We start from the raw sequence: 24,932 nt of genomic DNA on the forward strand, positions 1-24,932 counted from the left end.
GGTGCACTCACGTCGATGAGGAGCGGGAGACTTCCCTCAATCATTTGGGTCCATCCTCCCTGTCCCTTTGGGAGAGAAAAAAAGGGGACAGGCTACTTTTCCATCTTGCGACGTTCCTAGCGCTACTAGTTAATAGCCCCTAACAAAAGACACTCTCCTTTTTCACCGGAAGCCGCTCCGTCCGAAAAAGTAGCCTGTCCCCTTTTTTAAAAAAGTAGCCTGTCCCCTTTTCTTCGGTCACCCTCCCCTGCCTGTCTTAGCAAGAAGGCATGCAGATGAATTTGGGGGGGGAATTGCACAAAAATTAGGCTTCCATTTTATAGGCTAAAAGCGCCTTTCTCGACACGATGCTACCTCTGACCTTCTTTGGCAGCCAAAACCGCTTCTAGAGCCATTCTTGCTCGTTTCAGAAAATATTAATCATTACTAATCATGTTTTCGAGATGACAACGAGCGATCTGGCGTCACCGGAGCAGGGAAGGGCGAAATCTTGCACCGACTCGACCCGCGCACCGAGTTTTTCCAGTTCACCTTCGGCGGCCGTCACTTCCTCTGCGGCGTTCTTCCCTTTCATGGCGACGATGCGTCCGCCGTCCTTCAAAACCGGCAGCGCCATGGCAACGAAGGAAGGTATATCCGAAAAGGCTCGGGAGACAACCCAGTCAAAGTGACCTGCGTATTGGGCGGCCAATGTTTCGGCGCGCACATGCAGCGCATCGAACCTCACCATGTTCAGCAGACGCACCGCCTGTTTCTGGAAGCTGATCTTTTTCACTACTGCATCGACTGAAACAATGTCCAGATCGGGCTGCACCAGCTTCACAGGAATACCGGGAAAACCGCCACCGGAACCAATGTCGAGCATAGAACCCGGCCCGCGCACTACTTTCAGCAGGCTCAACGAGTCCACCAGGTGCTTCACCGCGATACCTTCGTCATCGGTTATGGCAGTGAGGTTGATCTTCCTGTTCCATTTCTTCAGTTCTTCTGCGAAGAGGTCGAGGGCGTTCAACTGGGCGGGAGTGAGATCCACACCGAGTTCCGCAGTGCCTTTTTTCAGCAGGTCTTTGGCGCGCTGATTCATCGGCCATACCTCGCTTTCAACGCGATGGAAAGGATCGTGATACCGGCGGGCGTGACCCCCGGGATGCGGGAAGCCTGACCCAGGGTATCCGGACGGAAGCGCGCCAGCTTTTCCCGCACCTCTGCGGAAAGGCCGGAGATGGTCGCGTAGTCCATGTCATCGGGGATCCTGGTGCTCTCCAGCCTTGCCGAGCGGTCAACCTGCTCCAGTTGGCGCTGGATGTAGCCCTGGTACTTGATCTGGATCTCCAGTTGCTCACGTACCTGCTCGGGGAGATCCATGATGGCAGGATAGACCCTGGAGAGATCCTGGCAGGTGAACTCGGGCCGACGCAGCAGTTGCTCGTAGCTGATCGCGTTCTGCATTCCCGCCAATCCCCATTCCTCAAGCAGTTCCTCACCCGCAGCCGAAGGAGCAAGTCTCTCCTTGGAAAGGCGCAGCAGTTCCGATTCGATCAATTCCTTTTTAGCCAGGAACGAACTATACAGCTCGTCCTTCACCAGCCCGATCTCGTGGCCCTTCTCCCTCAGACGCAGGTCCGCATTGTCTTCGCGCAGCAACAAGCGATACTCCGCACGCGAGGTGAACATGCGGTAGGGCTCCTTGGTGCCCAAGGTGACCAGGTCGTCAATCATGACGCCGATGTAGGCTTCGCTGCGTCCAAGTACCAGCGGGTCTTTGTCCTGCACCCTGAGGGCAGCGTTGATACCGGCCATAAGCCCTTGCGCCGCGGCCTCCTCGTAACCGGACGTGCCGTTGATCTGCCCCGCGTGGTAGAGGTTGCGCACCAGCTTGGTCTCCAGCGAGGCGTGCAACTGGATCGGGTTGACGTAGTCGTACTCGATGGCGTAGGCGGGACGCATGATCTCAACCCGCTCCAACCCCTCGATGCTCCGGTAGAAGGCCCACTGGATGTCTATGGGAAGCGAGGTGGACATGCCGCTCGGATAAACTTCGACCGTTTCCCGCCCTTCCGGCTCGATAAAGGTCTGGTGGCGATCCTTCTCGGGGAAGCGCACCACCTTGTCCTCGATGGACGGGCAGTAGCGCGGGCCGATGCCCTCGATAATCCCGGCATAGAGCGGCGACCGGTCCAGGCCGCTACGGATGATCTCGTGAGACCTGGGATTGGTATAAGCAATGTGACAGGGAACCTGCGGCTGCTCGATTCGCTCGGTGGAGAAGGAAAACGGGATCGGGTTCTCGTCGCCGTACTGCTTTTCAAGTCTGTCGAAATCGATGGTCCTGCCGTCCAGGCGCGCCGGCGTGCCGGTCTTGAGGCGGCCGACGTCGAAACCGTAATCCTTAAGTCCGTCGGAAAGGCCGATGGAGGGAAGGTCCCCTGCCCTGCCGCCCGGGTAATTGACGAGGCCAATGTGAATAAGACCGCGCATGAAGGTGCCGGTGGTGAGTACGACGGTTTTGCCCAGGAAGCGAACGCCGCCGCGGGTATCGACGCCTACCACCTCGCCGTCCTCGATCACCAGTCCTGTCACTTCCACCTGCTTCAGGTCCAGGTCGTCCTGCTGCTCCATCACGTGCTTCATGCGCAGGCGATACAGCTGTTTGTCTGCCTGGGCGCGGGAGGCGCGAACGGCCGGTCCCTTCTTGGTGTTCAGCACGCGGAACTGGATGCCGGTTGCATCTATGTTGCGTCCCATCTCGCCGCCGAGGGCATCGATCTCTTTGACCAGGTGTCCCTTGGCCAAACCGCCGATGGCCGGGTTGCAGGACATCAGCGCAATGGCATCGAGGTTGATGGTGAGCATAAGGGTGGGGCGTCCCATGCGGGCTGCAGCCAGTGCTGCCTCGCACCCGGCATGTCCGGCGCCGACGACGATCACATCGTATTTCTTGTCATAAACTATCAAACCATACTCCATTTACTGCGAAAGCATCTATGTGGGATGTTCCACGTGAAACACTACTGAAAAGAAGTTTAAATCTGAGGAGTTAACTCCTACAACACCCTGACAATCGTTCCCAAAAAGGTGGTTAATGTCAGGCGTTCTGCCATCAAAAGCAAATCCCCTCTGTCCCCCCTTTCGCAAAGGGGGGGACGTGGGTTCACCTTCGGCGCGAGGTGGCAAGTCACTCTGCGAGTCAGGCAAATCACTTCGAGCGTAAGACGAGTCACCCGACGCAACGGGCGAGTCACCTGGTGCGATGAACGAACCGTACCTCGCCTTGTAGGGGTGAATAATTATTCGCCTGCCTCTTCCGGCGTTGGGGATCGACTGGCAACAACATTGATCCTGCCTGCGGCGGCTGGGCGAATGATTATTCGCCCCTACAGTCGAATTCGTCGGGTCACAATTCAAACCGATGAACAGTTAATGTAAGTATTGACTGTCACAACGAAAGAGGCATTTGTTTCACGTGAAACAACGCAGACGCGATGTAAGGGCGAACCATTATACGCCCCTACTTGCCGATACAAAAACTGGAGAAGATCCTGTCGAGGACATCATCGGCGGTGGTCTCGCCGGTAACCTCCCCTACCGCGTTCAGCGCATCCCTCAGATCGACCGGCAGCAGTTCCATGTTCACCCCTGCCTCAAGATTGGCGACGAACGATTGCAGCGAACCGCGTGCCTTGAGCAGGGCGTCGCGATGGCGAGCCTTGGAAACGGCGACGAACTCGCGGCCATCGATAGCGTGCCCATGCATGAAGGCGTTGGTGATGGCATTACGCAGTTCAGGCACACCATCCCCGGTCAGAGTGGAGATGGCAACAACCGGTCCGGTGCACGCTTCTGGCAACACGGCATTGACCTGCAGGTCGGCCTTGTTACGCACTACAAGATAGCTCTTATTGCCGATGGCCTGCAAGATGGCGGCATCATCATCTCCAAACTCACTGGAGCCGTCCACAACAAACAGTACCAAGTCGGCCTTCGGAATTCTGTCCAGAGACAGCCTGACCCCTTCCTGTTCAACTTGGTCCTCTGACTCGCGGATACCGGCGGTGTCGAGAAGCTTGACCGGCAGCCCGTTGATGTTGACCACTTCCTCGATCAGGTCACGGGTGGTGCCTGGGACGGAGGTGACAATGGCCCGCTTCTCTTTCAAGAGCGTGTTCAGTAGGCTGGACTTGCCGACGTTGGGCTTGCCGGCGATGACTACCGATACCCCTTCGCGCAGCACCCTCCCCTCATCGAAGCCTTCTATCAAAGCATCCAATTCGGCCAACGCAGGTGCTACCTTGCCGAGTACGTCGGTCTCAACTGCTACATCAACATCATCCTCGGGAAAGTCTATGAGCGCTTCGACGTAGGCAAGGGCATAGACGATCCCTTCCTTCACGGTGGAAATGCGCTTGGAGAGCAGCCCCTCGCGTTGGTGCTGGGCCAGGGCCAACGAAGCATCTGTGCGGCTGGAGATGACGTCCATCACGGCCTCGGCCTGCACCAGGTCTATCCTTCCATTCAGGAAGGCTCGCTTGGTGAATTCGCCGGGCTCAGCCAGCCGCGCCCCTTGCTCCAGTGCCAGGGAAAGAATGCGCGACACAACCAGGGTGCCGCCGTGGCATTGGATCTCCACGACGTCCTCGCGGGTGTAGGAGTTGGGCCCCTTCATGTAGACCACCATGGCCTCGTCGACCAGGTCGCCGTTGCCAGGATTTACCACGTCACCATAAGAAAAACGGTGGCTTTTTAGGCCACCGTTCGACTTTGCTCTGAAGATGCTGCTTGCGATGGGCAGGGAGGCAGGGCCGCTGATCCTTACGATCCCGATTCCCCCCTCACCTACCGCTGTGCTTATTGCTGCGATTGTGTCGCGAACATACATTGCTTTGATCCACTTTTGGTCAGTCGGCGACCGACTTGTTGATGTACATCTGCTGCGCGATGGTCAGCACGTTGTTGACCAGCCAGTAGATAACCAGGCCGGACGGGAAGTTCAGGAACATGAAAGTGAAGACGATGGGAAGCATCAGCATCATCTTGGCCTGGACCGGGTCCATGTTGGTCGGGGTCATCTTCTGCTGGATGAACATGGTGGCGCCCATGATGAGCGGGGTCACGTAGTACGGATCCTTGGCAGAAAGGTCGGTGATCCAGAGATAGAACGGCGCGTGCCTGAGCTCGATGGAGTACATGAGCGCACGATACAGACCGAAGAACACCGGGATCTGGACAATCATGGGCAGGCAGCCGCCCAGCGGGTTGACCTTGTGGGTCTTGTACAGTTCCATCACGGCGCGGTTCATGGCGTCGCGGTCGTTCTTGTACTTCTCCTTCAGCTCATTCATCTTCGGCTGCAGCTTCTGCATGTCCTTCATGGACTTGTAGCTCTTGTGCGTGAGCGGGAAGAACACCAGCTTCAGGATGCAGGTGATGATGATGATGGCGATGCCGTAGTTGCCGGTGTACTTGTAGAGGAACTTCAGGAACACGACCAGCGGCTTGGCGATAGCGGCAAACCAGCCGTAGTCGATGACCTCTTCCAGCCTGCTCCCCTGTGCCTTGAGGATGTCGAGATCTTTCGGGCCGTAGTACAGGGAGTAACTTACTGCTGCGCTCTGGCCGGGGGCCACGGTGACGGTCGGGGAAGCGATGTCCCTCAGGTTCGCGTCCACGGAAGGCCGGGACAGACGCACTTGGGCGATGCTCCCCTTCTCGGCGATGACGCTCTCCATGAAGTACTTGTCGGCAAAGGCGGACCAGACGATGTTCTTGTCGAACTGCACCGGAGTCTTGAGCAGGCTGTCCAGCTTCTCGCTCTTCACGGCGTTGTCGGTAAGGGTCGAGGGACCGTACACCTCGTAGCGTCCGCCGCCTGCCTTCTGGTCCACCACGCGGGAGTTCTGCAGCAGGTGCACCTGTGCGGCTACCTGTGCGGAGCCGGCGTTCTGCACCTGCTCGGTGAGCCCGATGCGATAGGCGTCGCCGGAGAAGGTGAAAGTCTTCTTGAAGACGATCCCCTGCGGCGTGGTGGTGGTGAACTCGAGGGTCCCCTTGTTGGCGCCGGTAAGCTTCAGGTCACTGCCGCTGACGTTATAGAGTGCGGTCGGGTTGAGTCCCAGCTCGCGGGAGTCGCTGAGCAGGTTGAACCTGTTGGCGGCGGTCTCGTTGACGAGGACGATGTCCTGCCCCTTCGGTCCGGCCACATCCTTGTACTTCTTCAGCACGAACTTCTTGAGGCCGGCACCCTGGGTAGAGAAGACGGCACTGTAGAGATCGGTATCGACGGTGATGTCGCGGGCAGCACCGGCGGGTTGTGCCGGCACGGCGATGGGAGCGGCAGGGGCGGCTGCGGGAGCGGCCTGCGGTGCAGCTGCTACCGTGGCGGAGCTCACCGCGCCCTGCTTGGCGTTACCTGCGGGCGGAACCGGTTTAGCGGGCGGGAAGATAAAAGAATAAGCGTACATTACCCCAATGGAGAGCAGTATCGCTACGATAGTACGTTTTTCCATTTCAATCTCCTGGAAGGACTATTTGACCGGATCGTAACCACCCGGGTGAAACGGATGACACTTGAGTATGCGCGCAGCCGTCAACCACAACCCCTTGAGAGGGCCGTATTTTTCCAATGCTTGTAAGGAGTAGTGCGAACAGGTAGGGTAAAAACGGCAGGATGGGGCCTTGAGCGGAGAGATGAATCTCTGGTAGAGAACGATCAGGCCTTTGAGTATGCTAGTGACCATGTTTTTTACGCAGCCGCCCGAAGGCGGCTGCGAGCTCGGTTGAGATCTGGTGAAAGTCAAGCAAGTCAGCTCCTTTCTTGGCAACGATATTGAAATCGGCCGAGATGAAAAGAGGCTTGTTCTGCCTGTAAAACTCCCGCAGCCTTCTCTTGATGCTGTTTCTGACTACGGCGTTCCCTACCTTCTTGCTAACGGTAAACCCGACCCTGGTGGCGCACCCGTCTTTCACCTTCCAGAGCAACAGAAAATGCGGCGTGTGCATCTTCGACGCGCCGTCGTTGAACTGCAGGAATTCGGGGCGCCTGCGCAGGCGTTCAGCCTTGGGAAAATCCGAGCAGGACAAAAAGTAGATTACTTGGTGGCAATGCCTACGGAGAGACGCTTGCGGCCTTTAGCCCTTCTCCTCTTGATAACGAGACGGCCGTTCTTGGTCGCCATACGCACGAGGAAGCCGTGGGTCCTTTTCCTGGAAGTATTGCTGGGCTGGTAAGTTCTTTTCATCTTTATCTGCTCCTTAAGTCTTAGGGTTACAATGCTTTTAAAGGCAAGTGTCGAACTTAAACATAATCGCCAATCCTTGTCAAGGTGTTTCTTTAAAGCCAAGTTTTGCCTTGCAAAAAAAGGGGATGACATGGTAGTGTGACACGCTAAAAATCTTAACATAGGCTTATTCTGTGTAAAATCCAGTAAGCCACTGAAATCGTGCAACTTATCTATTATCAACAGTTGTTGATAAAGCTGTTTAAAAACAGTGAAAAAAAGGCCTCTCTCCATGGAAAATATTTGGCTGGAAGCCCAGGCAAATCTTAAACAAGTATTAACCGAGCAGACTTACACGACCTGGATAGAGCCGCTTAAGTTCCTTGGCGCCACCGCAGACACCGTAGTCCTCGAAGTACCGAGTTCGTTCTTTCAGAAATGGGTCACCGACAAGTACCTCGCCATGATCAAGGAAGTACTCTCCGCGATCACCTCAAAGACCTACCACATCGAGTTCCACGTCGCCGAAGCCAAACCCGAGCTCCCCGAACCCAAAGCGGAGAAGGAGCCGAAGGCGAAAGGCAAAGAGAAGGATAAAGAGAAGGAAGGGGAAAAGGACAAGGAAAAGGAGAAGGACAAAAAGCCCGAGCTCGTCCCCAACCTGAACCCCAAGTACACCTTCGAGTCCTTCGTCTCCGGGCCGAGCAACCAGTTTGCCTATGCGGCGTCCCAGGCGGTCGCCAACAAGCCCGCGTCCAACTACAACCCGCTCTTCATCTACGGGGGTGTGGGTCTGGGCAAGACGCACCTGGTAAACGCCATCGGCAACCAGATCCTGGCCAAGAACCCGAAAGCGAAGATCTGCTACTACTCGTCCGAGAAGTTCATGAACGAGATGATCAACTCGCTGCGCTACAAGAAGATGGACGAGTTCCGCAACAAGTTCAGGAAGATGGACCTGCTGCTCATCGACGACATCCAGTTCATGGCCGGAAAAGAGGCGACCCAGGAGGAGTTCTTCCACACCTTCAACGCGCTCTACGAGTCCCACAAGCAGATCGTGGTCACCTCGGACAAGTTCCCCAAGGACATACCGGGTCTCGAGGAGCGCCTGAGATCGCGCTTCGAGTGGGGCCTGATCGCGGACATCCAGCCGCCGGGGGTGGAGACCAAGGTCGCCATTCTCAAGAAGAAGTCCGACATGCACGCGGTGAACCTCCCCGACGACGTGGCGCTGTTCCTCGCCGAGGGAGCCACCAGCAACATCCGCGAACTGGAAGGGATGCTGATCCGCCTGGAGGCCTTCGCGAGCCTGACCGGTAAGGAGATCACCCTGGCCATGGCGCGCGAGGTGATGAAGGACATCATCGTCGAGAAGACCCGCGACATCAGCGTGGAGATGATCCAGAAGATGGTCGCCGACCACTTCCGCATCAAGCTCTCCGAGCTCAAGTCGGACAAGCGCATCAAGACCCTGGTGGTGCCGCGCCAGATCGCCATATATATATGCCGGGAGCTGACCAAGGCGTCCTACCCGGAAATAGGCGAGAAATTCGGCGGCAAGGACCACTCGACCATCATCCACTCGGTGAAGAAGATAGAGAAGCAGTTGGCGGCCGACGCGGACCTGAAGGCGACTGTGGAAGATATCAAGAAAAGGCTGTTCACATAGTGGGGATAACTGTGGAGAACCAGCCTGTCTGAAGCCCTGTCAAAAAAAGCTGTGCAGAAATGAAGAGAACTGGCCGGATTTTCCCGCCAAGTTTCCAGAGCCAAAAACGAAGCAGTTTCAAAGGGTAAAGAGGGTTGTCCACAGTATCAACAGGACACTATCTACTACTACAATCTTTTATATAAAACATAATAAAACCAGAACCGGAGAGAGACATGGAATTCAGAATCAGCAAAGAGATTTTTATGAAAGCCCTCCAGAGAATCCAGGGTATCGTAGAAAAGCGCAACACCATGCCCATTCTCTCCAACGCACTGCTCGAGGTCCAGAACGACCAGCTCTTCATCACCGCGACCGATCTCGAGGTCGGCATGAAGAGCTCCTACCCGACCACGGTGATTCGCGAAGGCAAGATCACCGTCTCCGCCAAGAAACTCTACGAGATCGTCAAGGAGATGCCGGACGAGGAGATCCTCTTCACCACCAAGGAGAACGACTGGGTCGAGATCACCTGCGGCAAGGCCCGCTTCAACATCGTCGGTCTCTCCTCGGAAGAGTTCCCCTACTTTCCCAAGGTGAAGGAGGAGAGCTTCCTGGTCTTCAAGAACGAGATCCTGGCTGACATGATCGAGAAGACCTCCTATGCCATCTGCTATGACGAGACCAAGTACAACCTGAACGGTATCTTCATCAAGGCGTTCGACGAAAACGGCACCAACGTCCTCAAGATGGTGGCGACCGACGGTCACCGCCTCTCCGTCGCCCAAAAGGAGATCAACGGCAACATCACCGCCGAGCTCTCCAAGGGGGTCATCTTCCCGAGGAAGGGTATCTTCGAGTTGAAGAAGATGGTGGAGGAGGAAGACGGCGAGATCATGCTGGGCTTCATGGACAACAGCGCCGTCATCAAGAAGGGGAACACCGTGGTGGTGATGCGCCTCATCGACGGCGAGTTCCCGGACTACACCAAGGTCATCCCGGTCGCCAACGACCGCATCGTGCAGATCAACCGCGACAAGTTCCTCCACTCGCTGAAAAGGATGTCCATCCTCTCCTCCGAGAAGTTCAAGGGGGTCAAGATCGACGTCAATCCGGAGCTGGTGATCATCTCCTCCAGCAACCCGGAACTGGGTGAGGCGCGCGAGGAGATCGAGATCGATTACGACGGCAACGGCATCTCGGCCCGCTTCAACGCCAAGTACCTGATCGACGTGCTCTCGGTCATGGAACAGCGCGAGGTGGAGTTGAAACTGAAGGACGAGCTCTCTCCGGTGATCATGAAGGCGGCCGACGGCGAGGAGTTCCTGGCGGTCATCATGCCGATGAGGCTCTAGAAAAACAGATAAAGATTAAGATTAAGATTTAGTAAAAGCAGGAGTATTTGAGTGAAGTAGCAAACTGACAACGAGTCAAGGTTCTCTAAACTCAGTCTTAATCTCAATCTTAATCTGTCTCTAAATGAAACTTATAAAACTCAAACTTGCTTCATTCCGTAACCTGCAGAACATCGAGCTTGTTCCGGGCAAGAAGTTCAACGTTTTTTACGGCAACAACGGCCAGGGCAAGACCAACCTGCTGGAATCGATCTACCTCCTCGCCACGATGAAGTCCTTCAAGCAGGCGAAAAACGTCGAGCTGATCGCGTTCGGCTCGGAGTTCGCCCTGATCAAGGGGATCGTGGAACGGGACCGGGTCAGCAGGGAGATCGCGCTGCTGTTGGAGAAGCAGGGCAAGAAGGCGAAGATCGACGCCAAGCTGGCCACGCGACTGGATGACTTCTTCGGCAGCTTGAACGTGGTGCTCTTCACGCCGGAAGAGATCTCCATGGTACGCGGAGGACCCGACCTGCGGCGACGGTACCTGGACCGGGCGGTCTTCACCTGCGATCTGAGTTACCTGGCCGCCTTCCACGACTACTCGAAGATCCTCAAGAACCGCAACGCCCTGTTGAAGGTCGGCGACGGCAGCGGGATCGAGGTCTGGACCGAGCAGTTGATCCAGGCGGCCCAACTGGTGATCGAGAGAAGAAAGGCGTATCTCGCGGAGATAGGCAAGCTGCTGCAGGGCTTCTACAGCGAGATCTCCGGCAACGACGAGACGGTGCAGATCGAGTACCGGCTGCACGGGGTGGACCAGAAGGCCTACGCGGAGAACCCGGCGGCGGCACTGGCCGACGCCATCAAGGCGCACGCGGCGGAAGAGAAGAGGCGCCAGACCACGGCGATCGGGCCGCACCGCGACGATCTCTACTTCGGCTTGAACGGCCGCTCGGCCCGGCACTTCGCCTCGCAGGGACAGCAGAGGTCCTTCGTGCTGGCGCTCAAGATGGCGGAGATCGAGTACATCACCAGGTGTTTCGAGGCGCCGCCGGTGCTCCTGCTGGATGACATGACCAGCGAGCTGGACCGGGAGCGCAACCAGAACCTGATGGATTTTCTGAAGAAAAGAGAGATGCAGGTCTTCATCACCACCACGTCGCTCTCCAACGTGGCGATCGAGGAGATGGACGACAATAGGACCTTCAGGATACGTGAAGGCCGCATTCTCACATAGTTGTAGCTGACGCTCCTCCCCCCGGAGGGGGGAGGTCGGGAGGGGGGCTTGCTTGCATTAAAGACTTCCCCCTCCCTGCCCCTCCCCCTCCGGGGGAGGGAAATTGAGTAATTGAACTTTCTTGAAAGAGGTAACGATGAGCTCAGAAGAACAAAGCGATTACGGGGCGGATAAGATCCAGATTCTGGAAGGATTGGAAGCGGTAAGAAAGCGTCCGGCCATGTACATCGGTTCCACCGCTGCTCAGGGTCTGCACCACCTGGTTTACGAGTTGGTGGACAACGCCATCGACGAGGCGCTGGCCGGCTACTGCGACGCGGTCCAGGTCACCATCCACCTGGACGGCTCCGTCACCGTCGAGGACAACGGCCGCGGCATCCCTACCGACATGCACCCCACCGAGGGGAGGTCGGCGGCGGAGGTCGTTCTCACCGTGCTCCATGCCGGCGGCAAGTTCGACAACTCCTCCTACAAGGTCTCCGGCGGCCTGCACGGCGTGGGCAGCTCGGTCGTCAACGCGCTCTCCACCAAGCTGGAGCTGGAGATCCGCCGCAACGGCAACCTCTACACCCAGAGCTACAGAAGGGGCGTGCCCCAGGCGCCGCTCGCCATCACCGGCGAGACCAAAAGGCGCGGCACCAAGATCACCTTCCTCCCCGACGGCGAGATCTTCGAGACCACCGAGTTCTCCTTCGACGTCCTCTCCAAGCGCCTCAGGGAGCTCGCCTTCCTGAACGCCGGCGTACGCATCAAGATCCACGACGAGCGCACCGAGAAGGATCACGACTTCTTCTACGAAGGGGGCATCCGGAGCTTCGTCGAATACCTGAACAAGAACAAGAACCTGGTCAACCCCGACCCGATCTACATCAAGGGTGAGAAAAGCGGCGTCGATATCGAGATCGCCATGCAGTACAACGACTCGTACGACGAGAAGGTGTTCTCCTTCGCCAACAACATCAACACCCACGAGGGGGGCACCCACCTGGTCGGCTTCAAGGCATCGCTGACCAGGACCATGAACAACTACGCCACCGCCAACAACCTTCTCAAGAACGTGAAGGTGGCCATCTCCGGCGACGACCTGCGCGAAGGTCTCACCGCGGTCATCTCGGTGAAGATCTCCCAGCCGCAGTTCGAAGGGCAGACCAAGACCAAGCTGGGCAACTCCGAGGTGAAGGGGTACGTAGAGACCCTGATGAACGAGAAACTGGCCACCTACCTGGAAGAGAACCCGGCCATGGCCAGGAAGATCCTGGAGAAGTCCATCGACGCGGCCCGCGCCCGCGAGGCGGCCAGGAAGGCCCGCGAGCTGACCCGGCGCAAGGGGGCGCTCGAGGTGGGCACCCTCCCCGGCAAGCTGGCCGACTGCCAGGAGAAGGACCCGGCGTTGTGCGAACTGTTCCTGGTCGAGGGTGACTCCGCAGGGGGCTCGGCCAAGCAGGGGCGCGACCGCAAGTACCAGGCGATCCTCCCCCTTAAGGGTAAGATCCTCAACGTCGAGAAGGCGCGCTTCGACAAGATGCTCGCCTCCCAGGAGATCAGGACCCTGATCTCGGCCCTGGGCACCTCGATCGGCAAGGAAGACTTCGACATCGCGAAGCTCCGTTACCACCGCATCATCATCATGACCGATGCGGACGTCGACGGTTCGCACATCCTCACGCTGCTGCTCACCTTCTTCTTCCGCCAGATGATGGAGTTGATCGAGCGCGGCTACCTCTACATCGCCCAGCCGCCTCTGTACAAGATCAAGCGCGGCAGGAAAGAGCAGTACCTGAAGAACGAAGCGGCGCTGCAGGCCTACCTCCTCGAAGAAGGGACCGAGGAAATGACGCTGAAGCTCGGCTCCGGCAGCGACGAGCGCTCCTACCGCGGCAAGCAGATCATCCCGATCCTCACCCAGTTGATCGACTACGACGAGCTCTTCGACAAGGTGGTCAAGAAGGGGATCAACGAACTGCTCCTGAAGGTCTTCCTGAAGGCGGGCATCAAGCCCGGTCTGGAGGAGATGTCCGACCTGATCGCGCAGTTGCCCAAGATGAAGGAGGCCTACCCCGAGGTGGAGGCCCAGGTATTCGACGAGAGCATCATCTTTGCCTTCGGGAACCTCAGGGTCAAGATCGACCAGCAGATCTTCGAGGTGCTGGAATCCTACGAGTACGCCATGCTGCTCGAGAACCACAAGCGGGTCCGCTCCGTCATGGGTGTGGGCGCCGGCGTGATCCTGGGGCCGGAAGACAAGGTGATGTTCGAGAGCGAGAGCCAGGACGACATCCTGTCCTGGTTCATGGAGAGCGCCAAGAAGGGTCTCTACATCCAGCGCTACAAAGGTCTGGGCGAGATGAACCCGGAGCAGCTCTGGGAGACCACCATGCACCAGGAGAACAGGGTGCTCTTGCAGGTGAAGATCGAGGACGCCGTGGCGGCCGAAGAGATCTTCACCGTGCTCATGGGCGACCAGGTCGAGCCGCGCCGCGACTTTATCGAGCAGAACGCCTTGAACGTGAGCAACCTCGACGTCTAGTACCTGCCCTCTCTAACCTCGTACCCAAGCTCCTGCTTGGGTACGCAAAGCAACGGGAAGCTGCGCTTCCTAAACCAAAGCTGGAGCTTTTGCCTGCTGTCCGTTCCCAAGCTGGAGCTTGGGAACGAGGATAACCCTGCCTCTGCCGACGCCCTCACCCCGGCCCTCTCCCGGGGGGCGAGGGAGAGTTGGGCAAAGGCGGGTGAGAGGGGGTTAAGGCTGCAGGATACTTAAAGAAAAAAAATTTCCCCTCCCTTCGGGAGGGGATAGCGTTTTGCATATATCTACTGCATATCAATTGTGAGGGCGTTTTTCGGGGGATTTAACCCAAAGATGCCGCCTTTTGACCGGAAAGGGTTTCCTAAATGCTGAATCAACTGAACAAGGTATCGGTAAACATCGAAGACGAGATGAAGCGCTCCTACATGGATTACGCCATGTCGGTCATCGTCGGCCGCGCGCTTCCGGACGTACGCGACGGCCTGAAGCCGGTGCACAGGCGCTGCCTCTACGCCATGTACGACATGTCCAACGACTGGAACAAGCCGTACAAGAAATCGGCCCGCGTCGTCGGCGACGTCATCGGTAAGTACCACCCGCACGGCGACACCGCCGTCTACGACACCCTGGTCAGGATGGCCCAGGACTTCTCGCTCAGGTACCCGCTGGTCGACGGCCAGGGCAACTTCGGTTCCATCGACGGCGACTCCCCGGCGGCGATGCGTTACACCGAGATCAGGATGGAGCAGCTCGCCCACGAGCTGCTGAACGACCTGGACAAGGAAACCGTCCCCTTCGGCCCCAACTACGACGACTCCTTGAAGGAGCCGCTGGTCCTTCCCTCCAAGTTCCCGAACCTCCTGGTGAACGGCTCCGCCGGCATCGCGGTCGGTATGGCGACCAACATCCCGCCGCACAACCTCTCCGAGGTGGTGGACGCCATCGTGGCCATCATCGAGAACCCTCAGCTCTCCTTCGAGGAGCTGGTGGAGCTGATCCCGGGCCCGGACTTCCCGACCGGCGGCTTCATCTACGGCCGCGAAGGGATCATGAAGGCCTACTCCACCGGCCGCGGCATCATCCAGATGCGCGCCAAGGTGCAGATCGAGACCCAGAAAAAGACCGAGCGCCAGTCCATCGTGGTCACCGAGATCCCGTACCAGGTGAACAAGGCGAAGCTGGTCGAGAAGATCGCCGAGCTGGTCAAGGAGAAGAAGATTGAGGGGATCTCCGACCTCAGAGACGAGAGCGACCGCGAGGGGATGCGCGTCGTCATCGAGCTCAAGAAGGACGAGAACCCGACCATCATCCTGAACCACCTGTACAAGCAGACCCAGATGCAGTCCTCCTTCGGCATCATCATGCTGGCCATCGTGCACAACCGGCCGCGCGTCCTGACGCTGAAGGAGACCATCGAGTTCTTCATCGAGCACAGAAAAGAGATCGTCACCCGCCGTACCATTTTCGACCTGAAGAAGGCCGAAGCCCGCGCCCATATCCTGGAAGGCTTGAAGATCGCCCTGGACAACCTGGACGAGGTGATCGCCCTGATCAAGGCGAGCGCGTCGCCGGCCGAGGCGAAGGTGGGGCTCATGGAGAAGTTCGGGCTCTCCGACCTGCAGGCCCAGGCCATCCTCGACATGAGGCTGCACCGCCTGACCGGTCTCGAGCGCGAGAAGATCCTCGAGGAACTGCGCGAGATCCTGAAGTACATCGCCCGCCTGAAGGAGATCCTGGCCTCCGAGGCCGAGATCCTCAAGATCATCGTGGGCGAACTGCTGGAGTTGAAGGAGAAGTTCGGCGACAAGCGCCGCTCCGAGATCGTCATGCAGACCGCGGACATCTCGCTGGAGGACACCATCGTCGAGGAAGACATGGTGGTCACCATCTCCCACACCGGCTACATCAAGCGCAACGCCGTCACCCTGTACCGCGCGCAGCGCCGCGGCGGCAAAGGGAAGACCGGCATGAAGACCAAAGAGGAGGATTTCGTGGAGCAGCTGTTCATCGCCTCCACCAAGGACTACCTCATGTTCTTCACCGACGCCGGCAAGGTGTACTGGCTCAAGGTGTACGAGATCCCGGAAGCGGGCCGCGCTGCGCGCGGCAAGGCGATCGTGAACCTGTTGAACCTGGCCAACAACGAGAAGATCACCACCATTCTCCCGGTCAAGGAGTTCGTGGACGACAAGTTCATCATGATGGCCACCCGCAACGGTGTGGTGAAGAAGACCAACATGATGGAGTACTCGCACCCCAGGGTGGGCGGCATCATCGCCGTCAACCTGGACGAAGGGGACAAGCTGATCTCCGTGGCGCTTACCGACGGCAAGCAGGACGTGCTGCTCGCCACCGCCAACGGCAAGGCGATCCGCTTCAAGGAAGACGACGTCCGCACCGTGGGCCGCGTTTCCCGCGGCGTGCGCGGCATGACCCTCGAGGACGAGGACGTGGTCATCGGCATGGAGATTCTCAACGAGAACTTCACCGACTCCACCATCTTCACCGTGACCGAGAACGGCTACGGCAAGAGGACCGAGATCAGCGAGTACCGCACCCAGTCCCGCGGCGGCAAGGGGATCATCACCATCAAGACCACCGAGCGTAACGGCCAGGTGGTGGACATCAAGCAGGTGGTGGACGACAACGACCTGATGCTGATCACCGACCAGGGCAAGATCCTGCGGGTCTCCGTGGCCGGCTTCTCCATCATCGGCCGCAACACCCAGGGCGTGCGCCTCATGGTCAAGGAAGAGAACGAGCGCGTGGTCGCCGTGGCCCGCCTGGCCGAGAAAGAGGACCAGGAAGAGAACGAGGAAGAAAACGACATCGACGAGATCGTCGAGCTCGAAGCGGAGGGCGGCGAGGGGGAGGAGTAATCCTCCCTCACCCCGACCCTCTCCCAGAGGGAGAGGGGGAGTAGGTACCAGCGGGAAAAGATGACCCCCTCGCCCTCCGGGAGAGGGGCAGGGGTGAGGGCGATTTTGCCTCTCCCCAACCAAAAGCAAATCCCCCTAAGTCCCCCTTTGCAAAAGGGGGACTTAAACATAAGCAACATCGTCGAACCATGTAATCTTTGCCCTCCTTTGGAGGGGTGCCATGCAGTGAAAAAGGGTAGGCCCATGCAACAGAGCGAGAAGGTAGACAACTCCCTCAACGAGCGTCGCGACATTCTGGATCTCCTGGTGCGGCTGAAGGGTGACGGTATCTCCATCCACGAGATGGAGCGGATAGGCAAGAAGTTCCAGGAAGCGGGCAAGCGCGCGCTGCGACCGCTGGTGCGGGAACTCTGGCGCGAAAATTCGGGCGAACTGATCACCAAGTACGCCTACATCCTGGACTTCTTCGATACCAGCGACTGGCTCGACCAGCTGATCCAGATTGCGCTCAAGCGCCAGGACCTCGCTGCCGACGGCAAGGCCGCCCTGATGATCGCCCTGGAAGGATACGGCGTTGACGTCAATTCCCCTCCTTTCAGGCATGAAAAGGCCAGCTCCGGCGGCACCTCCCTGGGGCAGCAGGTCCAGGGCGCCATGCAGCTGGGCGAGGAAGGGATGGTCACCTTCCTGGACGACTTCCTCTCCTACCCTGGCGAGGTGCAGCAGATCGTGATCCGGGAGCTGTGCCACTCCTGCGACGACCAATCGCCCCGCCTGCTTCAGGCCATGCTCTGGCACGAGGACCGCGATATCGTGCACGCCGCGCTGGCCGCCCTGGGCAAAATCAGGGACAGCCGGGCGGCAGGGGTACTGCAGGACTTCCTGGCCGACTGCGCCGCCGAGTTCGCCCCCTACGCCGAGAAGGCGCTGCGCAGGCTCCGCTTCCTGGGGGTCGCGGTGCCGCCGCCGCGCAAGCTGCTCCCCTTCCATGCCGGCTTCGCCACCCCGCCGGACGGCGACGGTTACCGCTCGCTGCTCTTGTCCCGCTGGGCCGGGCCGGATACGGTGAGCGTGCTCTACATGCAGGTGCACGAGAGACGGGGGGTGCTGGCCGCCTGGGGCGCCGGGGACCTCACCCTGGACAACTTCGCCGCCGAGGTAGAAGGGTTCCGCATGCAGGACGACCTGATCGAGGTGGCTCCGGCATACCTGCTGGACCTGGTGCGCGACGCCCTTTACTGGAGCCGCGACCTCTGCTATCTCCCGGCGGACTTCTACATGAGGCGCGGCATCTTCGCCGGCGAGGACATGACCCCGGCGCGCTACACGGAAAAGCTCACCGACCTCCCCCGCTCGCGCCGGCTCAGCTTCCACGAGGGCGAGCAACTGGCCCAGCGGCTCTTCGCCGATTCCTTCTTCTCCGGGTGTTTCATGGCCGCACAAAGGGTCTATGACTTCGCCGAGGAGTACCGCAGCGGCAAGGGATCCGAGCAGGTACTGGAGCGCTTCTGCTCCGAGCTCCTGGCGCCCGAGATGGAACTGATCCGGGAGCGGCTGCTGGTCAGCGCCGACCTGATGCGCCGCTGCGGCCGGGACAACCTTGAAGTGGCCCGCGTGGTGGCGCTTGCGGACAGCCTGGTGGACAACCCGCTGCCGCTCCATCTGCACCCGTTCCTGCGCCGCTTCGCGCTGGAAAGCATGGAGATCGCGCGTGAATCGCTGGAGCGCGGTGACGAACCGCCGCTGAGGGCGGTAGAAGAGCTGTAGCGGCGTCCCTCACCCTGACCCTCTCCCGGAGGGAGAGGGAACGTGGATGCAGTTGGCGGAAGCCGTGAGTCAGGCGAGAATGTTAATTATTTGTGCTACAATGAAGTCCTCATGAGGGCTAGAGAAACTGTACGAGGGCTTGAATAGATGCTAGAGAAAGTTGCAGTAATAGGGGCCGGCAGCTGGGGCACCACGCTGGCCGACCTGCTCGCCAAAAAGGGGCACCAGGTCACCCTGTGGGCCTACGAGCCCGAACTGGTGGTCACCATGCGCGAGACCAGGGAGAACAACCTCTTCCTCCCCGGGATCACGCTGCAGGAGAGCCTCGCCTTCACCAACGACCTCGAAGAGGCCTACCGCGGCTGCACCATGGTGCTCTGCGTGGTGCCGTCCCAGCTGGTGCGCCGGGTGATCACCAACTCCCTCCCCTTCATCCCGAAGGAGGCGGTCATCATCTCCGCCAGCAAGGGGATCGAGGTGGACACCCTGGCCACCGTCTCCGAGATCTACCAGCAGATCCTTCCCCCGGAGATGTACGCCAACTTTGCCGCCCTCTCCGGCCCGAGCTTCGCCCGCGAAGTCGCGCAGGAGATGCCGACCGCAGTCGCCGCCGCCGCGGCCACCGAGGCGATCGCGCGCCGTGTGCAGGAAGCCTTCAACACCAACTTCTTCCGGGTCTACCGTAACTCCGACGTGGTGGGGGTCGAACTTGGCGGCGCCATCAAGAACGTCATCGCCATCGCCGCCGGCATCTCGGACGGCCTCGGCTTCGGCAGCAACACCCGTGCGGCCCTCATCACCCGCGGCCTGGCGGAAATGACCCGTCTGGGTCTCGCCATGGGGGCCCAGCCCGCCACCTTCGCCGGATTGGCCGGGATGGGAGACCTGGTGCTCACCTGCACCGGCGACCTGTCCAGGAACCGCAGCGTCGGCATCCAGATCGGGCAGGGGCGCAGCCTCGACGAGATCCTGGGCGAGATGCGCATGGTGGCCGAAGGGGTCAAGACCACGGAATCCGCCTACAACCTGGCCAAGAAGCTGGGGGTCGAGATGCCCATCATCGACCAGATGTACCAGATGCTCTACCAGAACAAACCGGCACGCGAAGCGGTCCTGGAGCTCATGACCAGGAACCTGAAGGCCGAAGGAGCTTAGGAACAGATTAAGACTAAGATTGAGATTAAGCAGAGGCCGTAGATCCTGAATCTAAGGGGTTTCTTTGTCTTAATCTCAGTCTTGATCTGTTTTTCAAGGATAGGTAATGCAACCACGCTTTGGCATAAGAACCAAACTGCTCCTGTCCATTCTCGCCATCCTCCTCATCTCCTATTCCACCCTGATCTACTCGACCATGAAGACCATGAGCGCGTCTTTGCGCACTGAGGTCGACCGTAACCTCGAAACAAACCTCACCTACGCCCGCAGCCAGTACCGCGACCGCGCCACAGTCATCAATTATTCGCTGCTGCAGCCCGCCACCGCGCCGGTGGTACAGGGACATGTTGTGGCGGGTGATCGCAAATGGCTGGACGATCGGCTGAAACAAGTGCACAGGGTGCTCCCGTCCCTGGATATTTTGCTGATGCTGGATGGCAAAAAGAGGATCTTAGCTGGCATCGACACGACTTCGCATGGCGAGGAGCTGTACCTGCCCGGGATACTGGACCAGGCACTGGTGGGGAAAGGTGTGGTGAGCTCGACAGAGATACTGCCGGCTGCAACGCTGTGCCAGGCAGGGGCCCAACGCTATTGCGAGCAGGAGAGCAACGCGGAGGCCCTGGTAAACACCGTGGTGGTACCGGTGCTTGGCGAAGGCGAAAAGGTCTTGGGCTGCTTCGTCGCTGCCGAGATCCTCAACAACCAAGCGACCCTCCCCAGCGACCTTGAGGAGGTCTCAGGCAGCGACGTCGAGGTGAGCATCACCCAGCGGGATCTGCGTATCGCCAGCAGCCTGCCGGCCACTGTGCGCGACGCCTCCACTCTTTCCCCCAAGGTTATCGACGTGCTGGAGCGGGGGGAGGTATATCGCGGCGAGACGCGCATCGGCTCGCGAGACTACGAAACGGTCATAGATCCAATCCTGAACAGCCGGGGCGAATTCGTCGGTTCCATTTCGGTGGCTGTAGCCACCGAAAGGTTCAGGCAAACCAGACGGGAAAACCTTGGCAATATCCTCGCCTCCGCCTTCATCGGCATCATCTGTTCGTTCGGTTTGGCCTTCCTTGCTTCCCGGCACCTGACCGGGCCGCTGCGGCAACTGGCGACGAGCGCCAGGAAGATCGAGCAGGGGGACCTGGACCAGAGAGTCGAGGGGGACCAGGACGACGAGGTAGGGGTGCTGGCCTCTTCCTTCAACAAGATGGTGCAGGCGCTCAAGGAGCGCGATGCCATCATCAACCGGAAGACCACGGACCTGCAGGAGCTCAACGAGCAACTGGAGCGGATGGTCGACGAGCGGACCTCGGCCCTGGTCATGGAGATGGGCAGGCTGGAGGCGGTGCTGACCAGCCTCGCCGAGGCGGTGGTGGTGACCGACCTGGACAACCGGGTGGTGCTCTTCAACCCGGCGGCGCAGCAGCTCTTCGAGATGGTGCCGCACCGCGTGGTCGGGCAGCCTATCGAGCAGGTCTGCGACCTGGTGGGGTTCACCCCGCTGCTGGAGCGGATCAGGGACCTGTCCCAGCCCGAGCGCGGCGGCGGGACCAAGGAGGAGCTGACGGTAAAGGGGAAGCGGCTGCACGTCTACCTCTCCTCGCTCTCGGACGAGTTGGGCAACTTCGCCGGCATCGTCCTCTCCATCCGCGACGTCACTGTGGAGCAGCAGGTGGACCGGATGAAGACCGAGTTCATCTCGACGGTGTCGCACGAACTGAAGACGCCGCTCACCTCCATCAAGGGATCGCTGCAGCTCCTCTTGACCCGCAGCAAGTGGCTGACCGACACCGAGCGGCAGCTGCTCACCGTCTGCTTCCGCAACACCCAGCGCCTGATCCGCCTGATCAGCGAGATCTTGGACATCTCGGGGATCGAGTCGGGCGGCATGGTGTTCAAGTTCAAACCGGTTTCCATCGGCGAACTCACCGTGTACGCGGTCGAGGAGATGAAGTCCTACGCCATGGGCCGCGACATCACCATCGTCAACACCGTCGGCGAGCACCTCCCCATGGTGTACGGCGACAGCGACCGCCTGATCCAAGTGCTCACCAACCTGCTCTCCAACGCGGTGAAGTTCTCGCCCGAGGGGAAGGTGGTCATGATCAGTGCCGAGCAGGAAGGAAACTACGTGGTGGTGTCGGTGGCCGACAAGGGGCGCGTGATCCAGTGGTCGGATCGCGACAAGCTTTTCAAGAAATTCCAGCAGATAGAGTGCCAGGAACGCGGCAAGGTGGGGGGGACCGGACTGGGACTCGCCATCTGCAAGGAGATCGTCGAGCGCCATCACGGCCGGATCTTCTACACCGCCGCCCAGGAGCGCGGCAACACCTTCAGCTTCACCGTGCCAATCATAGGGGAGACCGATGCAAAAGGACAAGATTCTCATAGTTGATGACGAGGCGGACATCGCCCTCATCCTCAAGCTGCAGTTGGAAGACGCCGGTTACGAGACCGAGCGGGCCCGCGACGGGGTTGAGGCGCTGGAGGCGGTCGAGCGCGAGCCTTTCTCGCTGATCATGCTGGACATCAAGATGCCCCGCATGGACGGCCTGGAAGTGCTGAGCCGGATCCGCAGTGACCTGACCCCGGTGGTGATGATGACCGCGCACGGCAGCGAGGACATAGCGGTGGACGCCATGAAAAAGGGCGCCCTGGACTACATCTCCAAGCCCTTCTCCTCGGACGACATGCTGCAAAAGGTGGAGCGCGCCATCGGCATCGACCGCACCAGGAAGGAAAACGCCCGGCTGCAGCGCCAGCTGGACGAGGAGCGCCTCAAGATGGCGGCGGTGCTCCAGGGCATGGCGGACCTGCTGCTGGCGGTCGACCTGCAGGGGACCATCATTACCGCGAGCCGCCAGGCCGAGAGCGTCCTCTCCTGCCACGGGGACATCATGGGCAAGCCCCTGGAAGAGGTGCTCAAAGCGGAGGTGCCGGGGGGGGAGCTTCCGGCGCGGGCCGTGCTGCGCACCGGCGAGCCCTGCCTGGACGTCGCCTACCAGCTCCAGGTCGGAGGGCAGCAGGTGCCGGTCCTTTCCTCGGCGGCGCCGCTCAAAAACGGCTCCGGGGAACTGGTGGGGAGCGTCGAGATCATCCGCGACATCTCCAAGCTCAAGGAACTGGAGCAGGAGAAGGAAGATTTCGTCAGCATGCTGTCGCACGACCTGAAGTCGCCGATCACCGCCGTGGTCGGTTCCATCGACCTGGTGCGCGAGGCGAAGCTCGGTCCGATCACCGAAGACCAGCGCGAGTACCTGAACGCCGCCATCGAGAGCTGCGAGGAGATGGTGGAGATGATCGACACCCTGCTCGGCATCCACAAGTTCGAGGCGGGCAAGATGAAGCTCACCTTCAGGGACGAGGATCCCGGCTCGCTGGTCAACCGCAGCGTCACCAAGTTCCAGACCCTGGCGCAGCGCGGCGCCATCAACCTCTTCACCACCCTCCCCTCCGGCCTCCCCCCGGTCTCCGCGGACCGTTCCTCCTTCAACAGGATCATGGGGAACCTCCTCTCCAATGCGGTGAAGTTCACCCCGGAGGGGGGCGAGATCGAGGTCTCGGCCGACCTGGTGCAGGACCCCGCCGCGGTGACGGGGAAGGTCCCCGAGCAGATCTACGCGCCGGGGCAGCTCCCGACGGCGGGGGACTTCGTGCGCATCAGGGTGCGCGACAGCGGGGTCGGCATCCCCGAGGAAGCGCTGGGCTCCATCTTCGACCGCTTCGTCCAGGCCAGGAACCGCCGCCAGGGCAAGACCCGCGGCACGGGCCTGGGCCTGGCCTTCTGCAGGAAGGCCGTGGACGCTCACGGCGGCTACATCTGGGCCGAGAGCGAGCCGGGGGCCGGCAGCGTCTTCACCATCCTGCTTCCGGCTCAACCGGAGGAGCCCGAGGAGTAGCGCCGGCCCTTCATTAGTCGTAGGTGCGGCCCGGGGCCTCGGCAGGTTTTGAAAGGGTCTTTAATTATTCCGCTTTTTTCTTTCGCCAAATATAGTAAAGTAGAGCAGCGTCGGAGAGGGTAACCCTCTCATGGGAGTGCCGGCAGATACGTTGACATGATCTTGGGAGGGGAGGGCTAAGTGGCGCTGCGCGAAAGTGACGCGGGATACCGCGAATTGTTCGAGGAAAACCCTGAGGCGATGTGGGTCTGTCACCGTGACACCGGGCAGTTTTTGGCGGTCAACGAGGCCGCCCTCAGGCTGTACGGCTATCGTCGCAGCCAGTTCATGGAGCTCAACCTCTCCCACCTCGGTGCGGCCCCCCCCTCCGGGGACCAGGACAAGGTCGTTCCCTGCCTGCAGCGCAGGGTGGACGGCACGGAACTGGAGTTGCAGCTCACCTGGCATCCGGTGACTTTCCAGAACGAACCGGCCCACCTGGTGCTGGCGCGGCGCCTCGAGCCGGCCGCGCAGGGACAGGACCAGGCCGAGTTGCGGCGTCAGGTGGCCGAACAGCTGGCCCAGCTGGAGGCATCGCACCGGGAGATGGAGGCCTTCAGCTACTCCGTTTCCCATGACCTGAGGGCTCCCCTGAGGCACATCGACGGGTTCAGCCGGGCCCTTTTGGACGACTACGGCGAGTTGATCGGCAGCCAGGGGCAGGAGTACCTGACCCGGATCTGCCAGGCGACCGGCAAGATGGCGCAGCTCATCGACGCCGTGCTGCAGCTGGTGCGGGCGGGGCGCGCCGAACTGGAGCCGCGCCCGGTCGATCTGAGCGTGAAGGCCCAGGTGATCGCCCTGGAGCTGAAGCACAACGAGCCCGGGCGGGAGGTTGAATTCGAGATCGCCGAGGGGATCACGGCCCAGGCCGATGCCAAGCTGGCGCGGCAGCTCCTCGAGATACTGATCGGCAACGCCTGGAAGTTCAGCGCCAAGACCGCGCGGGCACGGATCCGTTTCGGGGTCAGGCAGGAGGCTGGGCAGCCGGTCTACTTCGTCAGCGACAACGGCGCGGGTTTTGACATGACCTACGCCGAGAAGCTGTTCACGGTGTTCCACAGGCTGCATCGTGCCGACGAGTTCGAGGGGAGCGGCGTCGGGCTGGCCATCGCCCAGCGCATCGTGACCCGCCACGGCGGCAGGATCTGGGCCGAGAGCGCACCCGGCCAGGGGGCCACCTTCTATTTCACGCTGGGACGTGAGGCAGTCAATTGTCAATCGGGCTAA

The 24,932-nt window shown here is 59.9% G+C and carries 17 protein-coding genes; 10 read left to right on the plus strand and 7 right to left on the minus strand.

Annotated elements, in window-relative coordinates:
* Positions 1–430: 430 nt before the first annotated feature.
* From rsmG to rpmH, 7 genes are all read right to left on the minus strand, one after another.
* On the minus strand, positions 431–1,084 hold the full coding sequence (gene rsmG / locus H7687_RS00755; RefSeq protein WP_183344092.1) for a 16S rRNA (guanine(527)-N(7))-methyltransferase RsmG: 654 nt from the start codon (positions 1,082–1,084) through the stop codon (positions 431–433).
* Positions 1,081–2,955 (minus strand): tRNA uridine-5-carboxymethylaminomethyl(34) synthesis enzyme MnmG, encoded by a 1,875-nt coding sequence (gene mnmG / locus H7687_RS00760; protein ID WP_371877540.1) that lies wholly within the window; start codon positions 2,953–2,955, stop codon positions 1,081–1,083. Before mnmG ends, rsmG begins: the two co-directional genes overlap by 4 nt.
* Before the next feature lie 553 nt (positions 2,956–3,508).
* Positions 3,509–4,876, minus strand: a complete 1,368-nt coding sequence (gene mnmE, locus H7687_RS00765; protein WP_183344096.1) for a tRNA uridine-5-carboxymethylaminomethyl(34) synthesis GTPase MnmE — start codon at positions 4,874–4,876, stop codon at positions 3,509–3,511.
* A 19-nt stretch (positions 4,877–4,895) separates the two neighbouring features.
* Entirely contained in the window at positions 4,896–6,503 is a 1,608-nt protein-coding gene (yidC, locus tag H7687_RS00770; protein WP_183344098.1) for a membrane protein insertase YidC, read from the minus strand.
* 18 nt (positions 6,504–6,521) lie between these two features.
* The gene (gene yidD, locus H7687_RS00775; protein WP_209005528.1) at positions 6,522–6,722 is read right to left on the minus strand and encodes a membrane protein insertion efficiency factor YidD; all 201 of its coding nucleotides are present in this window, start codon (positions 6,720–6,722) and stop codon (positions 6,522–6,524) included.
* A gap of 1 nt (position 6,723) precedes the next feature.
* The gene (gene rnpA / locus H7687_RS00780) at positions 6,724–7,077 is read right to left on the minus strand and encodes a ribonuclease P protein component (protein ID WP_183344102.1); all 354 of its coding nucleotides are present in this window, start codon (positions 7,075–7,077) and stop codon (positions 6,724–6,726) included.
* An 8-nt stretch (positions 7,078–7,085) separates the two neighbouring features.
* Positions 7,086–7,235: a 50S ribosomal protein L34 gene (rpmH, locus tag H7687_RS00785; protein WP_183344104.1), complete on the minus strand. Its 150-nt coding sequence runs from the start codon at positions 7,233–7,235 to the stop codon at positions 7,086–7,088.
* A gap of 271 nt (positions 7,236–7,506) precedes the next feature.
* On the opposite strand from rpmH, the gene dnaA reads away from it, so the two are divergent.
* The 10 genes from dnaA to H7687_RS00835 all read left to right on the plus strand — a co-directional run bounded on the left by dnaA (position 7,507) and on the right by H7687_RS00835 (position 24,932).
* On the plus strand, positions 7,507–8,886 hold the full coding sequence (gene dnaA / locus H7687_RS00790; protein ID WP_183344106.1) for a chromosomal replication initiator protein DnaA: 1,380 nt from the start codon (positions 7,507–7,509) through the stop codon (positions 8,884–8,886).
* A gap of 215 nt (positions 8,887–9,101) precedes the next feature.
* On the plus strand, positions 9,102–10,220 hold the full coding sequence (gene dnaN / locus H7687_RS00795; protein WP_183344108.1) for a DNA polymerase III subunit beta: 1,119 nt from the start codon (positions 9,102–9,104) through the stop codon (positions 10,218–10,220).
* Between the two features lie 124 nt (positions 10,221–10,344).
* Positions 10,345–11,439 carry a DNA replication/repair protein RecF gene (gene recF / locus H7687_RS00800; protein WP_183344110.1) on the plus strand — a complete coding sequence of 365 codons (1,095 nt, stop codon included), beginning with the start codon at positions 10,345–10,347 and terminating at the stop codon, positions 11,437–11,439.
* 136 nt (positions 11,440–11,575) lie between these two features.
* The gene (gene gyrB / locus H7687_RS00805; protein ID WP_183344112.1) at positions 11,576–13,966 is read left to right on the plus strand and encodes a DNA topoisomerase (ATP-hydrolyzing) subunit B; all 2,391 of its coding nucleotides are present in this window, start codon (positions 11,576–11,578) and stop codon (positions 13,964–13,966) included.
* A gap of 365 nt (positions 13,967–14,331) precedes the next feature.
* Positions 14,332–16,845, plus strand: coding sequence for a DNA gyrase subunit A (gyrA, locus tag H7687_RS00810; protein ID WP_183344114.1), 2,514 nt, complete (start codon positions 14,332–14,334; stop codon positions 16,843–16,845).
* 243 nt (positions 16,846–17,088) lie between these two features.
* Positions 17,089–18,612 carry a HEAT repeat domain-containing protein gene (locus H7687_RS00815; RefSeq protein ID WP_183344115.1) on the plus strand — a complete coding sequence of 508 codons (1,524 nt, stop codon included), beginning with the start codon at positions 17,089–17,091 and terminating at the stop codon, positions 18,610–18,612.
* A gap of 147 nt (positions 18,613–18,759) precedes the next feature.
* On the plus strand, positions 18,760–19,767 hold the full coding sequence (locus H7687_RS00820; RefSeq protein ID WP_183344117.1) for an NAD(P)H-dependent glycerol-3-phosphate dehydrogenase: 1,008 nt from the start codon (positions 18,760–18,762) through the stop codon (positions 19,765–19,767).
* Positions 19,768–19,873: 106 nt separating this feature from the next.
* A complete protein-coding gene (locus tag H7687_RS00825) occupies positions 19,874–22,159 on the plus strand; it encodes an ATP-binding protein (protein ID WP_183344119.1) in 2,286 nt (761 codons plus the stop codon).
* Positions 22,131–23,663, plus strand: coding sequence for a hybrid sensor histidine kinase/response regulator (locus tag H7687_RS00830; RefSeq protein ID WP_183344121.1), 1,533 nt, complete (start codon positions 22,131–22,133; stop codon positions 23,661–23,663). Before H7687_RS00825 ends, H7687_RS00830 begins: the two co-directional genes overlap by 29 nt.
* Positions 23,664–23,843: 180 nt before the next feature.
* On the plus strand, positions 23,844–24,932 hold the full coding sequence (locus H7687_RS00835) for a PAS domain-containing sensor histidine kinase (RefSeq protein WP_183344123.1): 1,089 nt from the start codon (positions 23,844–23,846) through the stop codon (positions 24,930–24,932).

Origin of the sequence: Geomonas paludis, assembly GCF_014193585.1 — a bacterium.
In the GTDB taxonomy this organism is placed as follows: Bacteria; Desulfobacterota; Desulfuromonadia; order Geobacterales; family Geobacteraceae; genus Geomonas; species Geomonas paludis.

What these genes read in the sequence shown, in the direction of transcription:
- rsmG (WP_183344092.1), bottom strand. Translation starts at nt 1,084, where the DNA reads ATGAATCAGCGCGCCAAAGACCTGCTGAAAAAAGGCACTGCGGAACTC.
- mnmE (WP_183344096.1), bottom strand. Translation starts at nt 4,876, where the DNA reads ATGTATGTTCGCGACACAATCGCAGCAATAAGCACAGCGGTAGGTGAG.
- yidC (WP_183344098.1), bottom strand. Translation starts at nt 6,503, where the DNA reads ATGGAAAAACGTACTATCGTAGCGATACTGCTCTCCATTGGGGTAATG.
- rpmH (WP_183344104.1), bottom strand. Translation starts at nt 7,235, where the DNA reads ATGAAAAGAACTTACCAGCCCAGCAATACTTCCAGGAAAAGGACCCAC.
- dnaA (WP_183344106.1), top strand. Translation starts at nt 7,507, where the DNA reads ATGGAAAATATTTGGCTGGAAGCCCAGGCAAATCTTAAACAAGTATTA.
- dnaN (WP_183344108.1), top strand. Translation starts at nt 9,102, where the DNA reads ATGGAATTCAGAATCAGCAAAGAGATTTTTATGAAAGCCCTCCAGAGA.
- recF (WP_183344110.1), top strand. Translation starts at nt 10,345, where the DNA reads ATGAAACTTATAAAACTCAAACTTGCTTCATTCCGTAACCTGCAGAAC.
- gyrB (WP_183344112.1), top strand. Translation starts at nt 11,576, where the DNA reads ATGAGCTCAGAAGAACAAAGCGATTACGGGGCGGATAAGATCCAGATT.
- gyrA (WP_183344114.1), top strand. Translation starts at nt 14,332, where the DNA reads ATGCTGAATCAACTGAACAAGGTATCGGTAAACATCGAAGACGAGATG.
- H7687_RS00815 (WP_183344115.1), top strand. Translation starts at nt 17,089, where the DNA reads ATGCAACAGAGCGAGAAGGTAGACAACTCCCTCAACGAGCGTCGCGAC.
- H7687_RS00820 (WP_183344117.1), top strand. Translation starts at nt 18,760, where the DNA reads ATGCTAGAGAAAGTTGCAGTAATAGGGGCCGGCAGCTGGGGCACCACG.
- H7687_RS00825 (WP_183344119.1), top strand. Translation starts at nt 19,874, where the DNA reads ATGCAACCACGCTTTGGCATAAGAACCAAACTGCTCCTGTCCATTCTC.
- H7687_RS00830 (WP_183344121.1), top strand. Translation starts at nt 22,131, where the DNA reads ATGCAAAAGGACAAGATTCTCATAGTTGATGACGAGGCGGACATCGCC.